Origin of the sequence: Rhodovulum steppense (assembly GCF_004339675.1) — a bacterium.
GTDB lineage: Bacteria > Pseudomonadota > Alphaproteobacteria > Rhodobacterales > Rhodobacteraceae > Rhodovulum > Rhodovulum steppense.
Genome location: NZ_SLVM01000002.1, coordinates 188,132 through 202,244 on the forward strand (window position 1 = coordinate 188,132; position 14,113 = coordinate 202,244).

A 14,113-nucleotide genomic window follows, 5' to 3' on the forward strand; every position below is an offset into this window, starting at 1 on the left:
GCCGCGCGGTCGGCAAGGCCGTGCTCGACGATTCATCCGTTGGCAATAGTTCTGCGTAACAGTGCTGGCACCGAGCCAGTCAGAACGACACCGGAGAGACGCGATGAAATGCGCAACCTTGCTCGCCGCCGCAGCCCTAGCGATTACGGCTGCCGCACCTGCCTCTGCCGAGGGGTTCCGCGCGGTCGAAAGCCGCTCGGGATTCGTCAGCCTCGTGGACGGCAAAAGCCTCAAACGTCTTGGAATAAACCTCGCAGTGACGCCCGGCGGTGAAATCCGCGGTCAGGCCTTTGGCCAGCGCGTCACCGGGGCCTGGCGTTGGGATGGCAGGTATTTCTGCCGCGACCTCAAGTTCGGAACGCGTGACCTTGGCCCGAATTGCCAGCTCGTTCTGGTGAATGGCCGCACCGTGCGATTCGTCGCCGACAAGGGCACGGGCGAGCATGCTGATCTGAGGATCGAATAGTTGCGCCAAAGGCGCACCCGGCACCGCGGCCCCGCCTGCCCGAACTGGTTGGCGGGGCGCTCTGCTCGCGGTCGGCGCGGTCAGAAATCGACCGCGATGCCCTTCTTCTCCCAGTCGCCATAACGCACCGGTTCGGGTCCGTCCCGGCCGCCTAGCTCGGGCGGCAGGTCCGGTGCCTGCGCCGCCTTGCGCCGCGCTTCGGCCTCCTGCAGCGCGCGGATCGCCGCGGGTGGCAGGTCCTTGCAGGATGTCTCGGTCATCGCATGGTCTCCTTGCCGGGTCGTGCCCCTTGATATACCCCGGCCCGGGTAGTGAACAAGCAGGGCCGAGGCGATGGGCGAGACCGGAGAAAACGCACGATCCGCGGCCTTGCGGCTTCTGGCGGGGGTGTTGGACGAACGCCGCACGATGGCCGAACTGGTCGCGCCCGACGGGCTTCTGGGCGCGCTTGGCCCCGGCGACCGGGCGCGGGCGCAGCGGCTTGCGATGGCCACGCTGCGCCATCTGGAACGGGCGGACCGGGTGCTTAAGCCGCATCTGCGAAAGCCTCCGCCCCCTGCGCTGCGCCACATCCTGCGTCTGGCCACGGTCGAGATTCTGGAGGAGGGCGCCGCCCCCCATGGTGCGGTCAACGCGGCCGTGACGCTGGCCCGCTCTGGGCAGCGCACGCAGGCGATGGCGGGGCTGGTCAATGCGGTGCTGCGCAATGTGGCCGACACGCCGCCCGCCGAATGGCAGGCGCAGCCGCCGCAACGCCTGCCCGGCTGGCTGCGCGGTCGTCTGGACAGCGCCTGGGGACGGGCGGCCGTCACCGGGATCGAGGCGGCGCATGCCGCAGGCGCGCCGCTCGATCTGACGCCGAAGGATGGCGATGCGGCCGCGCTGGCCGGGCTCATGGGGGCTGTCGCGCTGCCCACCGGGTCGGTGCGGTTGGCGACACCGGGGCAGGTTTCGGCCCTGCCCGGCTACGCAACCGGCGCGTGGTGGGTGCAGGATGCCGCCGCGGCGCTGCCCGCGAAGATCCTCGCTCCGCGCCTTGGCGAGCGGGTTCTCGACCTGTGCGCCGCGCCGGGGGGCAAGACGCTGCAACTGGCTGCCGCAGGCGCACAGGTGACGGCGGTGGACGTTTCCGCGGCGCGGATGGCGCGGGTGGCCGAGAACCTGGAGCGCACCGGGCTGACGGCCGAGCTTGTGACCGCCGACCTGCTGGACTGGACCCCGCCCGCCCCCGCCCAGGCGATCCTGCTGGATGCGCCCTGTTCGGCCACCGGCACGATCCGCCGCCATCCCGACCTGCCCTTTGCCAAGGATGCCGCCACGATCAAGCCGCTGTTCGCGATGCAGGCGCAGATGATCGACCGGGCGCTTTCCATGCTTGCACCCGGGGGGCGGCTGGTCTTCTGCACCTGCTCGCTTCTGCCCGAGGAAGGCGAGGTGCAGATCGAGGCCGCGCTGGCGCGTCACCCCGGGATTGCGGCCCGCCCGCCCGAGGCGCCCTGGATCGAGCCGCATTGGCGCACCGCCCATGGCGCGCTGCGATTGCGTCCCGATTTCTGGGCCGAGCGCGGCGGGATGGACGGGTTCTATATCGCCTGTCTTGTCCGGATCGGCTGAGAGGGTTTTCGCCGATGACAGCGCAGGCGCCCGCCGGTATTGTCCCGCCGCAGGCCCAAGGCCCAAGAGCAGACCCCAACCGATGGCAGACGCCCTGAAAAGCGACCCCCCGCCCCGGCGGCGCGGCGAGACGATGAACCGCCTTCAGGCGCGGCTGTGTTCGCTGTCGCGTGCGGCGGCGGGCATCGCGCTGCAACCCGAGCCGCGCTCGATCGGCAGTTTCGCGCGCGGGCGGCAACTTTGCGCGGGCACGTTCCTGTTCGCGGGCGGTCTGGTCGAGGCGCCCGACACCCCGATCTGGGATATTGCCATGCCGTCGGCGCGCTTTGCCGAGGCTGTGCATGGCTTTGCCTGGCTCGACGATCTGGCCGCCGCGGGCGACGGGACGGCACGCAGGCGGGCGCAGGACTGGACGCTTGCCTGGATCGACCGGTTCGGTCGTGGACGGGGTCCGGGCTGGGCGCCCGACCTGGCCGGGCGGCGGCTGATCCGGTGGCTGCACCACGCGCTGATGCTGCTGAACGGTCTGGACCCGGCCCGGTCGGGGGCCGTGTTCCGGTCGCTTGCCCAGCAGACGCGGTTCCTTGCCCGCCGCTGGAAAAGCGCCGATCCCGGCCTGCCGCGGTTCGAGGCGCTGACGGGGCTGGTCTATGCCGGGCTTTCGCTGAAGGGGATGGAAAGCCATCTGGCCCTCGCGCTGAAGGCGCTGGAACGGGAATGTGACCGCGAGATCGGCGAGGGCGGGGGGCTTGCCTCGCGCAATCCCGAGGAATTGCTTAAGGTCTTTACGCTGTTGACCTGGGCCGGGGCCGCGCTGACCGCTGCCGGGCGCGAACCTCTGCCCGGCCATCGCGGTGCGATCGCCCGCATTGCGCCGACGCTTCGGGCGCTGCGCCATGCCGATGGCGGGCTGGCGCGGTTTCATGGCGGCGGGCGCGGGGCCGAGGGACGGCTTGACCAGGCGCTGGCCGAGGCAGGCGTCAAGCCGCGCCCGGTGCGCGGGCTGGCGATGGGCTATGCACGGCTGTCCGCGGGACGGACCACGGTGATCGTGGACGCCGCCCCACCGCCCGTCACGGCAGGGGCGCATGCCTCGACGCTGGGTTTCGAACTGACCTCGGGCCGTCGGCCGGTCATCGTCAATTGCGGCTCGGGCGCCGATCTGGGGGCCGAGTGGCGCCGGGCCGGGCGGGCGACGGCCTCGCATTCGACGCTTGCGGTGCGGGGCTTTTCGTCCTCACGCCTTGCGCCGGGGACCCGGGGCGGCAGCCCTGCACCGCTGGCCGAGATTCCCAGGACCGTCGAGTTCCGCGCCGAAAGCGGGACCACGGTGCACAACCTGACCGCCTGGCATGATGGCTATGGTCCGACCCACGGGCTGACCCATGTGCGCCAGCTCATGCTGGCCTATGACGGGCGGGCGCTGTCGGGCGAGGACACGCTTGCGGCCTTTACCGATGCCGAGCGCGCGGCCTTCGACCGAATGATAGGCCGCAGCGGCGGCGAGGGCATCGCGTTCGACATCCGCTTCCATATCCATCCTGATGTCGATGTCGAGATCGACATGGGCGGCGCGGCGGTGTCGCTGGCCCCGAAAAGCGGCGAGATCTGGGTGTTCCGCCATGACGGGGCGGCCGAGTTGCAGCTTGTGCCCAGCGTCTATCTGGAAAAGGGCCGCGCGGGGCCGCGCGCGACGAAACAAATCGTTCTCTCTGCCCGCGTGATGGATTATGCGAGCCTCATCACATGGACCCTGGCCAAGGCCCAGGACGGCAGCACCGCGCCCGCTCCGCGCGACCTCGGGCAAGAGGACGAGGCAGAGCAGGACTGGGTGCTGCCATGGGCGCGGCGGGACCGACCTGACCACGAAGGATAGACCATGACCGATCTGGTGCCCCTGCGCCGCGCGCTGATTTCCGTTTCCGACAAGGCGGGCCTTGTCGAACTTGGCCGGGCGCTGGCCGCGCGGGGGGTGGAACTGCTGTCCACCGGCGGCACCGCGCGCAGCCTGCGCGAGGCGGGGTTGGGGGTGATCGACGTTGCCGACGTGACCGGCTTTCCCGAGATGATGGATGGCCGGGTCAAGACCCTGCACCCGATGGTGCATGGCGGGCTTCTGGCGCTGCGCGACAACCCCGCCCATGTCGCCGCGATGGAAAGCCACGGGATCGGCGCGATCGACCTTCTGGTGGTCAACCTCTACCCGTTCGAGGAAACCGTGGCCGCGGGCGGCGATTATGCCGAATGCATCGAGAATATCGACATCGGCGGCCCGGCGATGATCCGGGCGGCGGCAAAGAACCACGCCTTTGTCAACGTGGTCGTGGATACCGAGGATTACGCCCCGCTGCTGGCCGAGCTTGAGGCGCAGGGCGGTGCGACCACGCTGGCCTTCCGGCAGGCGCTGGCGCAGCGGGCCTATGCGCGGACGGCGGCCTATGATGCGGCCGTGTCCAACTGGATGGCGGGCGCGCTGGGCGAGACCGCGCCGCGGCGGCGTGCCTTTGCCGGGACGCTGGCCCAGACGCTGCGCTATGGCGAGAACCCGCACCAGCGGGCGGCCTTCTATGTCGACGGCTCTGACCGGCCGGGCGTTGCCACCGCGACCCAGTGGCAGGGCAAGGAGTTGAGCTACAACAACATCAACGACACCGATGCCGCGTTCGAACTGGTCAGCGAGTTCCTGCCCGCCGACGGCCCGGCCTGCGCGATCATCAAGCATGCCAACCCCTGCGGCGTGGCCCGTGGCGCGACGCTGGAAGACGCCTATCGCCGCGCCTTCGACTGCGACCGGACCTCGGCCTTTGGCGGGATCGTGGCGCTGAACAGCCGCCTTGATGTGGTGACCGCGCAGGCGATCTGCGAGATCTTCACCGAGGTCGTGATCGCGCCTGCCGCCGACGATGCGGCCAAGGAGATCTTTGCCGCCAAGAAGAACCTGCGCCTGCTGACCACCGGGGGGCTTGCGAACCCGGCCGCGCCGGGGCTGGCGTTCCGGCAGGTTTCGGGCGGGTTTCTGGTGCAGGACCGCGATAATGGTCGGCTTTCCCGCGCGGATCTGAAGGTGGTGACGAAACGCCCGCCGTCCGAGGCCGAGATCGCCGACATGCTGTTCGCCTGGACGGTCGCCAAGCATGTGAAGTCGAACGCCATCGTCTATGTCAGGGACGGCGCGACGGTGGGCGTCGGCGCTGGCCAGATGAGCCGGGTGGACAGCACCCGCATCGCCGCGCGCAAGGCGCAGGACATGGCCGAGGTGCTCGGGCTTGCGGCGCCGCTGACGCGCGGATCGGTTGTTGCGTCGGATGCGTTCTTCCCCTTCCCGGACGGTCTTCTGACGGCGGCCGAGGCGGGGGCAACGGCGGTGATCCAGCCCGGCGGGTCGATGCGCGACGACGAGGTGATCGCGGCCGCGGACGAGGCGGGGCTGGCGATGGTCTTTACCGGCATGCGCCACTTCCTGCACTGACGCGATGCGATTGCTTGCGATCATCACGGCGCTGGTCTTCGTGCTGGACCAGGCGACCAAGTTCCATGTCGTGCACGTTCTGGGCCTGGCCGAACGGCTGCGGATCGACGTTTTCCCGCCCTATCTGAACCTGCGCATGGCGTGGAATCGCGGGATGAATTTCGGCCTTTTGTCGAATGACGCCGAACTTGGCCGGTGGCTGCTGATCGCGGTGGCACTGGCGATCTCGGCCGGGGTGACATTCTGGCTGGCGCGGGGGCCGCAGCGGCCCGTCGCGCTGGTCTCGGGCGGGTTGCTGGTGGGCGGCGCGCTGGGAAATGTGGTGGACCGGCTGGTCTATGGGGCGGTCGCGGATTTCCTGAACATGTCCTGCTGCGGTATCGACAACCCCTATGCGTTCAACGTCGCCGATATCGCGATCTTCGCAGGGGCGCTGGGACTTGTGGTCTTTACCGGCCGCGACAAGACCCCGTGACGTCGCCCGAGCCTTGCGCTAAAGAGGGCGGGACCGGACGGAGGGAAAGGCGTATGCGATCCGCGCGCATCATGGTTCTTGGGGTGCTGATGGCCACGATGCTGGCCGCGTGCAGCCGTGACAAGACGCCTGAACTGATGAACCTGCGCACGTCGAACCGTGGCCCGGACGAGTTCGCGATCCTGCCCGGCAAGCCGCTGGAAATGCCGCAGGACTTCGCCCAGTTGCCGCCGCCGACCCCGGGCGGGCCGTCGCGCACCGATCCCACGCCCGAGGCCGACGCGATCGCCGCGCTTGGCGGCAACGCCGCGCGGGCCACGCCCGCCGACAGCGGGTTGATGGCCCATGTCACGCGATATGGCGTCAGCCCCACGATCCGCCAGACGCTGGCCGCCGAGGATCTGGAATATCGCCGTCAGAATGACGGCCGCCTTCTGGAGCGGGTGTTCAACGTCAACGTCTATTACAAGGCCTACCGCAAGCAATCGCTCGACCAGCATGCCGAACTGGAACGCTGGCGGGCCGCAGGTGCGCGAAACGTCGGCGCCCCGCCCGAAGGCGTGACGCGCTAGCGCGTGTCACAACTGCGTGCCGCCTGCTTGAAAATGTCGGCGCTCCGCGTAGCTTGACCGGAACCTTTCGCGCAAGGACGGGAGACGATGCACGCGATCCGACTGGCGTTTCTTGCCTTTCTGCTGATGGCCCTGCCCACCCGGGCCGAGAATGTGGCGGCCTTTACCCTTGAGAACGGCCTTGAGGTCGTGGTGATCGAGGATCATCGCGCCCCGGTGGTCGTGCAGATGGTCTGGTATCGCGTGGGGGCCGCGGACGAGCCGCCCGGCAAGTCCGGCATCGCGCATTTTCTGGAACATCTGATGTTCAAGGGCACCGAGACGCTGGCCCCCGGCGAATTCTCGGCCATCGTGCAGGCCAATGGCGGGTCCGACAACGCCTTTACCTCGTGGGATTACACCGCCTATTTCCAGCGCGTCGCGGCCGACCGGCTGGGCCTGATGATGCAGATCGAGGCGGACCGGATGGCCAATCTGCGCCTTGCCGCAGAGGATGTGCTGACCGAGCGCGACGTGGTTCTTGAAGAACGCAACCAGCGCACCGAGAACGACCCCGGCGCACTGTTTTCCGAACAGCGCCGCGCCGCGCAATACCAGAACCACCCCTATGGCATCCCCATCATCGGCTGGCGCCACGAGATAGAGGGGCTGAGCAAGGCCGATGCGCTGGACTTCTACGAAACCTACTACGCGCCGAACAACGCGATCCTTGTCGTGGCGGGCGATGTGACGGCCGACGCGGTGCGCGCGCTGGCCGAAGAACATTACGGCACGCTTGCCCCCTCTCAGGCCCTGCCCGAACGCATCCGCCCGCAGGAACCGCCGCAACGGGCCGAACGGCGCCTGACATTCGCCGATCCGCGCGTGGGCCAGCCCTATGTCCTGCGCACCTATCTGGCACCTGAACGTGACCCCGGTGCGCAGGAAACCGCCGCGGCGCTGACCTATCTGGCCGAGATACTGGGCGGCGAGGGGGCGAATTCGGTTCTGGGCGACAAGCTGCAATTCGACGCGCAGACCGCGATCCACAGCTCTGCCTTTTATGACGGGCTGTCGCTGGACGCGACGACCTTCGGGCTGGTCGTGGTGCCCGCGCCGGGCGTGACGCTGGCCGAGGCCGAGGCGGCGCTGGATGCCGCGCTGGCCGAGTTCCTGGAGGAAGGCATCGATCCCACCCTGTTCGAAACGCTCAAGATGCGCATGCGGGCGGCCGAGATCTATGCGCTGGACAGCGTGCAGGGCCGCGCGCGGCGCTATGGGGCGGCGCTGGCCTCGGGGCTGACGGTGCAGGATGTGCAGGACTGGCCCGCGATCCTTCAGGCGGTGACGCCTGAGGATGTGATGGCCGCCGCTCACGCCGTTCTGGACCGCGCCAACGCGGTGACCGGCTGGCTGGAACGCCCGGCCGAAAGCCGCAGCGAGGTAAGCCAATGAGCATGTTCCGCCTCATCGCCCTTGCCGGGCTGGTGCTGTGGCTGGCGCTGCCCGCCCGCGCGGCCATCGAGATCCGCGAGGTCACTTCGCCCGGGGGGATCGGTGCCTGGCTGGTCGAAAGCCACGATATCCCCTTTGTCGCTCTGGAAATCCGGTTCCGCGGCGGCACCAGTCTGGATGCGCCGGGCAAGCGCGGGGCGGTCAACCTGATGACCGCGCTGCTTGAGGAGGGCGCGGGCGAGATGGATGCGCGCGCCTTCGTGCGGGCGCGCGATGCGCTGGCGGCCTCGTTCCGCTTCGGGTCAAGCAGCGATTCGCTGTCGGTCTCGGCCCGGATGCTGACCGAGAACCGCGATCAGGCAGTAGCCTTGCTGCGGCAGGCGCTGCACGAACCGCGATTCGATGCCGATGCGGTCGAGCGGGTGCGCGGGCAGGTTCTGGCCTCGATCCGGTCGGATGCGACCGATCCGGGCAGGATCGCGGCGCGCACCTTCGACCGGTTGGCCTTTGGCGATCACCCCTATGGCAGCGCGCCGGATGGTACCGAGGACAGCGTCTCGGCCCTGAGCCGCGACGATCTGATCGAGGCCCATGCCCGCACCATCGCCCGCGACCGCATCTATGTCGCCGCCGCCGGTGACATCACCGCCGAGGAACTGGGCGCCCTGCTGGATGTGCTGTTCGACGGGTTGCCCGAGACCGGCGCGCCGCTGCCCGGGCGGGCCGAATACGGGCTTGGGGGTGGCGTGACCGTCGTTTCCTTCGACACGCCGCAATCGGTGGCCGTTTTCGGCCATGAGGGGATGGACCGCGACCATCCCGATTTCTTTGCGGCCTATGTGATGAACGAGGTTCTGGGCGCAGGCGGCTTCGAATCGCGCCTGATGAAAGAGGTTCGCGGCAAGCGCGGGCTGACTTATGGCGTCTATTCCTATCTTTACCCGATGGATTACGCCGCGCTTCTGCTGGGGCAGGTAGCGTCGGCGAATGACCGCATCGCTCAGGCGATCACGGTGATCCGCGACGAATGGGTGCGGATGGCGGCAGAGGGCGTCACCGAGCAGGAGCTTGAGGACGTCAAGACCTATCTGACCGGCGCCTATCCGCTGCGTTTCGACGGCAACGCGCCCATCGCGCGCATCCTTGTCGGCATGCAGATGGAAGGGCTGGAGCCCGATTACGTCAACACCCGCAACGACAGGATCATGGCCGTGACGCTGGAGGATGTGCGGCGCGTGGCGGGCGAGTTGCTGCAACCCGACCGGCTGCATTTCGTCGTGGTGGGCCAGCCCGAGGGGCTTGAGACGACCAACTGATCGCGGTGGCAGAATCGGGGTGGGCGTGCTAACCCTTGTGGCATGAACTCGCCCAACCCCAATATAAGCGCCGATCTTCCCCGGATTCGCCAGCTTGACGAGGCCGCGATCAACCGTATCGCGGCGGGCGAGGTGGTCGAGCGCCCCGCCTCCGCGGTCAAGGAACTGGTCGAGAATGCGCTGGACGCGGGCGCGCGGCGGATCGAGGTGGCGGTTGCCCATGGCGGCAAGGGCCTGATCCGCGTCACCGATGACGGCCACGGCATCCGCGCAGGCGATCTGCCGCTGGCGCTGGCCCGGCATGCGACCTCCAAGATCGACGGAACGGACCTTTTGAACATCGCAAGCTTCGGCTTTCGTGGCGAGGCGCTGCCCTCGCTGGGGGCGGTCGGGCGGTTGAGCATCACCAGCCGCGCGCCGGGCGAGGCGGCCGCGCGGATCGAGGTTGCGGGCGGGCGCATGGGGCCGGTCACGCCCGCGGCGCTGACCCGCGGAACGGTGGTCGAGTTGCGCGACCTGTTCTTCGCCACTCCCGCCCGGCTGAAATTCCTGCGTTCCGACCGCGCCGAGGGGCAGGCGATTGCCGATGTGATCCGGCGATTGGCCATGGCAGAGCCCTTTGTGGCCTTCGTGCTGCGCGACGTTTCCGACGGGGGCGAAGGGCGCGTGATCTTTCGCGCCGATGCCGAGACGGGCGATCTGTTCGACGCGATGCGCGGGCGGCTGGCGCGGGTGCTGGGGGCCGATTTCGCCGAGAACGCGCTGCGCATCGACGCGGAACGCGAGGGCGTGTCGCTTCTGGGCTATGCCGCGCTGCCGACCTATTCGCGTGGGGCGGCCGTGGCGCAATACCTGTTCGTGAATGGCCGCCCGGTGCGGGACAAGCTGCTGATCGGGGCCTTGCGGGCCGCCTATGCCGATTTCCTGTCGCGCGACCGCCACCCGGCGGCCGCGCTGTTCGTAGAATGCGATCCGACCTTCGTCGATGTGAACGTCCACCCCGCCAAGGCGGAGGTCCGCTTTCGCGAGCCGGGTCTGGTGCGCGGGCTGATCGTGTCCGCCCTGCGCCATGCGTTGGCCGAGGCCGGGCACCGGGCCTCCAGCACGGTTGCGGGGGCGACGCTGGGCGCGCTGCGGCCCGAAACGGCAGCGCCGCGGGCCTATCAGATGGACCGCCCCGGCCCCCGCGCAATCGCCGCCGCCTATGCCGCGCAGGCGCCCGCGCCGCTCTCGCCCGGGCTATGCGAACCCTCGGCCCGGTTCGAGGCGACCGAGCCCGCGCCGGAGGCCGAGGTCCTGCCGCTGGGTGCTGCGCGGGCACAGCTTCACGAGAATTACATCATCGCCCAGACCGAAACCGGGTTTGTCATCGTCGATCAGCATGCCGCGCATGAACGGCTGGTCTACGAAAAGCTCAAACGCCAGATGGCCGAGAACGGCGTCGCCGCACAGGCGCTCCTGATCCCCGAAATCGTCGAGCTGTCCGAAGCCGACGCCGCCCGCCTGCTGGACCACGCCGACGCGCTGGCCCGTCTCGGCCTCGGCGTCGAACCCTTCGGCCCCGGCGCCGTGGCGGTGCGTGAAACCCCGGCCCTGCTGGGCAAGGTGGACGCCACCGCCCTGATCCGCGATATCCTCGACGAACTGGCCGATCTCGGCGACAGCCAGACCCTGCAAGCCCGGATCGAGGCGATCCTCAGCCGCGTCGCCTGCCATGGCTCGATCCGTTCGGGCCGGCGGATGCGGGTGGACGAGATGAACGCGCTGCTGCGTGAGATGGAGGCGACGCCGCATTCTGGCCAATGCAACCATGGGCGGCCGACTTACGTGGAACTCAAGCTGTCGGATATCGAAAAGTTATTTGGAAGAAGATAGGAGAGCCAATGAAACGGACACGGGGCGAACACGCGGGAAAAAGAGCAGAGCTTCATACTTACCCCGACGGATCATGCCATGTCATGATCTCACTCTCTCCAAGTGATGCAAAGCGGTTGACCGCGGACGCAGTCGACGCCGGTGGTGCCGTAGAAATCGAACTGAACTACGGCGCTCAGAAGTTCAAAGGCCAAGCCATAGAAGCCCGCATGAACACTATTTCACCTGAAGGAGAAAAGCTTACTGGACCCGGTGTGATTGGGTTCGCCTATCTCGAACGATCCTGATGATCACGGTTTTAGACAATACGTATGCCTGGAACGACCCGCGGGTGATCGGGGCGGGGATCGTCGCCGCGCTGGTGATCCTTGTCGTCACGCTTCTGATCCTTGCCGTGCGCCGGGCCGGGCAGTCGGCGGCGCTGGCCGAACCGCTGATCTACCAGATGGACCAGTTGACCCGCCGGGTCGAGGCGCTGGGCGAAGGCCAGCACCGGCTGGCGGGTGGCTTGACCCATGTCTCCGAGGCGCAGGCGGCGAGCCAGGCCAACATGCTGCGGCTGATGGAGGCGCGGCTGGCCCATGTCACCGAGCAGATGAACCTGAACCTCGAAGGCGCCTCTCGCCGAACGGCGCTAAGCCTTGGGGAATTGCAGCAGCGGCTGGTGACCATCGACAGGGCGCAGGCGAATATCGAGAAGCTGTCGGGCGATGTCCTGTCCCTGCAGGACATCCTGTCGAACAAGCAGACCCGCGGTGCATTTGGCGAGATCCAGTTGCACGACATCGTCGGCAAGGCGCTGCCCAAGGACAGTTACGGGATGCAGGTCACGCTGTCGAACGGCAAGCGGGCGGATTGCCTGATCCACCTGCCCAACCCGCCCGGCCCCATCGTGATCGATTCGAAATTCCCGCTGGAAGCCTATGAGGCGCTGCGCCGGGCGGGAACGCAGTGGGAGTTGAACGAGGCGGCGAAACAGCTGCGCACCTCGGTCCGGGCGCATATACGGGCGATTTCCGAGAAATACATCCTCGAGGGCGAAACCGCCGATGGCGCGCTGATGTTCCTGCCCTCCGAGGCGGTCTATGCGGAACTGCACGCCAATTTCCCGGAACTTGTCCGCGACGGGTTCGAGGCGCGGGTCTGGATCGTTTCGCCCACCACCTGCATGGCGACGCTGAACACGATGCGCGCGATCCTGAAAGACGCGCGGATGCGCGAACAGGCCGGCGCGATCCGCAAGACACTGAAGCAGTTGCACCGGGATGTGGAACTGGTTGTCGAACGGGTGGACAAACTGAACACCCATTTCGGACAGGCGCGGGCCGATCTGGAAAGCATCGGAACCGCAGCCGAGCGGGCGGGCAAGCGCGCCGCCCGGCTGGACAATTTCGACTTCGAGGATCTCGAGGACGAGGCGCCCCGTGTCGTCGCGCTGGGCAAGCCCGCCGAGTGAGCCTCAGATCCCGATGAAGGGCTGGGCTATGCGCGGCAGCAGGCCCGAGAACTTCAGCGGAGCGTCGGTCGCCACGATGCAGATGCAATCGGCGCCGGGGGCCGCGACGGGGGTGTGCTTGAGCTCCTCGTTCGCCACCTCGACATCGCCCCGGCCGAAATGCCCATCGTCATCGTCGAAGGCGCCTTGCAGCACCATCGTCAATTCCATCCCTGCGTGGCCGTGATCGGGCATGGCCACACCGGCAGGGATGTAAAGCAGCCGAACCGTAGCGTCGGCCGAGGTCGGCAGCACCGCCTGACGCACCTTTCCGCCCAGCGAGCGCCACTGCACCGCGTCGACATCGCCGCCCACATAGTCGCGCAGGGGCTTGGGGAACAGGCCCTTGACGCTCTCGTCCTCGGCCTCGATCCGGGTTTCGGTCGGCATCTGCGCGATCAATCGCATCGTCGCGGCAAAGCTGTCCTCCTCCATCGCACAAGCGGGCGCCTCGTCCAGCACCGCGCCCCCGACAGCCTCGAAACCGGCAAGCCGCGCGCGGCATTCGTCGCACAGGGAAATATGCGTCGCCACGACCAGACTGAACGCCTCGGGCAGGCTGCCCGTGGCATAGGACATCAGCAAGTCATCGGTCAGGTGGTGGTTGATCGTGCTGGTCATGGGTACCGTCTTCTCATTTCATCTCCTGGCGCAAACGCTCAAGCGCCAGACGTATCCTCGACTTGATCGTGCCAAGCGGAAGTCCCGTCTCGGCGGCGATCTCGCTGTGCGAAAGTTCCCCGAAATAGGCTCTTTCGATAAGCACTCTCTGGTTCTGGGGCAGGGCGGCAAGCGCCCGGCCCAGTTGTTTGCTCTCCTGTTGCAGGGCGATGGTTTCGGACTGATCGGGCTCGTGCTCGGGTCCCCAGGTCAGATCCTCGGGCTCCGGGCGGCGCTGTTTTCTCAGCGCGTCGATCCGCCGGTTCCGGGCGATGGTAAAGACCCAGGTCGCCACGCTCGCCCGTTCCGGGTCGAAGAGTTGCGCCTTGTGCCAGACCGTCGCCATCACCTCCTGCGCACATTCCTCCGCGAGGGACGAATCCGCCCCCGATTTCATCAGGAACGCCTTCACGCGTGGGGCGAAATGGGCAAACAACTCTCCGAAAGCTGCCTGGTCCTTGTCGGACCGAACCCGCTCAACCAGCCGCACCCAGCGCGCATCTGACGTATGTCTTTCGTTCAAGACCCTCGCCTCGACAGATCGGACCGCCCCATTTCGGTCGGCAGGATAGGCCCTGATTGCAAGGGCTGCATCCGATTCCTCGAAGGCACAAGCGCCGTTCAACATAGAGTGAATACGGCGTTGGGGTCCGACCGGATCACCGGATTGCCGAAAAAAGCGTCGGAATGCGTGTTGCTCCTGCCCGAGCGGGGCGTGGGACGCTGGACAGCAGGGC

Annotated in this window: 14 protein-coding genes; 11 read left to right on the forward strand and 3 right to left on the reverse strand. The window is 67.8% G+C overall.

From position 1 onward, the window contains the following. The first annotated feature begins 103 nt into the window (after nt 1-103). Nucleotides 104-466: a dihydrodipicolinate reductase gene (locus EV216_RS02045; RefSeq protein WP_132693386.1), complete on the forward strand. Its 363-nt coding sequence runs from the start codon at nt 104-106 to the stop codon at nt 464-466. Between the two features lie 80 nt (nt 467-546). Here the strand turns inward: EV216_RS02045 and EV216_RS02050 are convergent, their stop codons facing one another. Beyond that, complete coding sequence (locus EV216_RS02050; RefSeq protein WP_132693387.1) at nt 547-726, reverse strand: DUF1674 domain-containing protein; 180 nt, start codon at nt 724-726, stop codon at nt 547-549. Between the two features lie 73 nt (nt 727-799). On the opposite strand from EV216_RS02050, the gene EV216_RS02055 reads away from it, so the two are divergent. The 10 genes from EV216_RS02055 to EV216_RS02100 all read left to right on the forward strand — a co-directional run bounded on the left by EV216_RS02055 (nt 800) and on the right by EV216_RS02100 (nt 12,677). Beyond that, entirely contained in the window at nt 800-2,080 is a 1,281-nt protein-coding gene (locus EV216_RS02055) for an RsmB/NOP family class I SAM-dependent RNA methyltransferase (protein ID WP_132693388.1), read from the forward strand. Between the two features lie 82 nt (nt 2,081-2,162). Continuing rightward, nucleotides 2,163-3,956, forward strand: coding sequence for a heparinase II/III family protein (locus EV216_RS02060; RefSeq protein ID WP_243641935.1), 1,794 nt, complete (start codon nt 2,163-2,165; stop codon nt 3,954-3,956). Nucleotides 3,957-3,959: 3 nt separating this feature from the next. Then, the gene (purH, locus tag EV216_RS02065; protein ID WP_132693389.1) at nt 3,960-5,549 is read left to right on the forward strand and encodes a bifunctional phosphoribosylaminoimidazolecarboxamide formyltransferase/IMP cyclohydrolase; all 1,590 of its coding nucleotides are present in this window, start codon (nt 3,960-3,962) and stop codon (nt 5,547-5,549) included. Nucleotides 5,550-5,553: 4 nt separating this feature from the next. Next, entirely contained in the window at nt 5,554-6,024 is a 471-nt protein-coding gene (gene lspA, locus EV216_RS02070) for a signal peptidase II (RefSeq protein WP_132693390.1), read from the forward strand. A 53-nt stretch (nt 6,025-6,077) separates the two neighbouring features. Continuing rightward, entirely contained in the window at nt 6,078-6,596 is a 519-nt protein-coding gene (locus EV216_RS02075) for a DUF3035 domain-containing protein (RefSeq protein ID WP_132693391.1), read from the forward strand. An 87-nt stretch (nt 6,597-6,683) separates the two neighbouring features. Then, a complete protein-coding gene (locus tag EV216_RS02080) occupies nt 6,684-8,030 on the forward strand; it encodes a M16 family metallopeptidase (RefSeq protein WP_132693392.1) in 1,347 nt (448 codons plus the stop codon). Then, nucleotides 8,027-9,346, forward strand: coding sequence for a M16 family metallopeptidase (locus EV216_RS02085; RefSeq protein ID WP_243641936.1), 1,320 nt, complete (start codon nt 8,027-8,029; stop codon nt 9,344-9,346). The genes EV216_RS02080 and EV216_RS02085 overlap by 4 nt, the downstream gene beginning before the upstream one ends. A 42-nt stretch (nt 9,347-9,388) precedes the next feature. Further along, nucleotides 9,389-11,221 (forward strand): DNA mismatch repair endonuclease MutL, encoded by a 1,833-nt coding sequence (mutL, locus tag EV216_RS02090; protein ID WP_132693394.1) that lies wholly within the window; start codon nt 9,389-9,391, stop codon nt 11,219-11,221. An 8-nt stretch (nt 11,222-11,229) separates the two neighbouring features. Then, complete coding sequence (locus EV216_RS02095; RefSeq protein ID WP_132693395.1) at nt 11,230-11,508, forward strand: hypothetical protein; 279 nt, start codon at nt 11,230-11,232, stop codon at nt 11,506-11,508. After that, nucleotides 11,508-12,677, forward strand: coding sequence for a DNA recombination protein RmuC (locus EV216_RS02100; RefSeq protein ID WP_132693396.1), 1,170 nt, complete (start codon nt 11,508-11,510; stop codon nt 12,675-12,677). The genes EV216_RS02095 and EV216_RS02100 overlap by 1 nt, the downstream gene beginning before the upstream one ends. A gap of 3 nt (nt 12,678-12,680) precedes the next feature. On the opposite strand, the gene EV216_RS02105 is transcribed toward EV216_RS02100, so the two are convergent. Both EV216_RS02105 and EV216_RS02110 read right to left on the reverse strand, forming a co-directional pair. Continuing rightward, nucleotides 12,681-13,337, reverse strand: coding sequence for a ChrR family anti-sigma-E factor (locus EV216_RS02105; protein ID WP_132693397.1), 657 nt, complete (start codon nt 13,335-13,337; stop codon nt 12,681-12,683). 13 nt (nt 13,338-13,350) lie between these two features. Next, entirely contained in the window at nt 13,351-14,004 is a 654-nt protein-coding gene (locus EV216_RS02110) for a sigma-70 family RNA polymerase sigma factor (protein ID WP_132693398.1), read from the reverse strand. Nucleotides 14,005-14,113 lie beyond the last annotated feature (109 nt).

What these genes read in the sequence shown, in the direction of transcription:
- EV216_RS02045 (WP_132693386.1), top strand. Translation starts at nt 104, where the DNA reads ATGAAATGCGCAACCTTGCTCGCCGCCGCAGCCCTAGCGATTACGGCT.
- EV216_RS02050 (WP_132693387.1), bottom strand. Translation starts at nt 726, where the DNA reads ATGACCGAGACATCCTGCAAGGACCTGCCACCCGCGGCGATCCGCGCG.
- EV216_RS02055 (WP_132693388.1), top strand. Translation starts at nt 800, where the DNA reads ATGGGCGAGACCGGAGAAAACGCACGATCCGCGGCCTTGCGGCTTCTG.
- EV216_RS02060 (WP_243641935.1), top strand. Translation starts at nt 2,163, where the DNA reads ATGGCAGACGCCCTGAAAAGCGACCCCCCGCCCCGGCGGCGCGGCGAG.
- purH (WP_132693389.1), top strand. Translation starts at nt 3,960, where the DNA reads ATGACCGATCTGGTGCCCCTGCGCCGCGCGCTGATTTCCGTTTCCGAC.
- lspA (WP_132693390.1), top strand. Translation starts at nt 5,554, where the DNA reads ATGCGATTGCTTGCGATCATCACGGCGCTGGTCTTCGTGCTGGACCAG.
- EV216_RS02075 (WP_132693391.1), top strand. Translation starts at nt 6,078, where the DNA reads ATGCGATCCGCGCGCATCATGGTTCTTGGGGTGCTGATGGCCACGATG.
- EV216_RS02080 (WP_132693392.1), top strand. Translation starts at nt 6,684, where the DNA reads ATGCACGCGATCCGACTGGCGTTTCTTGCCTTTCTGCTGATGGCCCTG.
- EV216_RS02085 (WP_243641936.1), top strand. Translation starts at nt 8,027, where the DNA reads ATGAGCATGTTCCGCCTCATCGCCCTTGCCGGGCTGGTGCTGTGGCTG.
- mutL (WP_132693394.1), top strand. Translation starts at nt 9,389, where the DNA reads ATGAACTCGCCCAACCCCAATATAAGCGCCGATCTTCCCCGGATTCGC.
- EV216_RS02095 (WP_132693395.1), top strand. Translation starts at nt 11,230, where the DNA reads ATGAAACGGACACGGGGCGAACACGCGGGAAAAAGAGCAGAGCTTCAT.
- EV216_RS02100 (WP_132693396.1), top strand. Translation starts at nt 11,508, where the DNA reads ATGATCACGGTTTTAGACAATACGTATGCCTGGAACGACCCGCGGGTG.
- EV216_RS02105 (WP_132693397.1), bottom strand. Translation starts at nt 13,337, where the DNA reads ATGACCAGCACGATCAACCACCACCTGACCGATGACTTGCTGATGTCC.
- EV216_RS02110 (WP_132693398.1), bottom strand. Translation starts at nt 14,004, where the DNA reads ATGTTGAACGGCGCTTGTGCCTTCGAGGAATCGGATGCAGCCCTTGCA.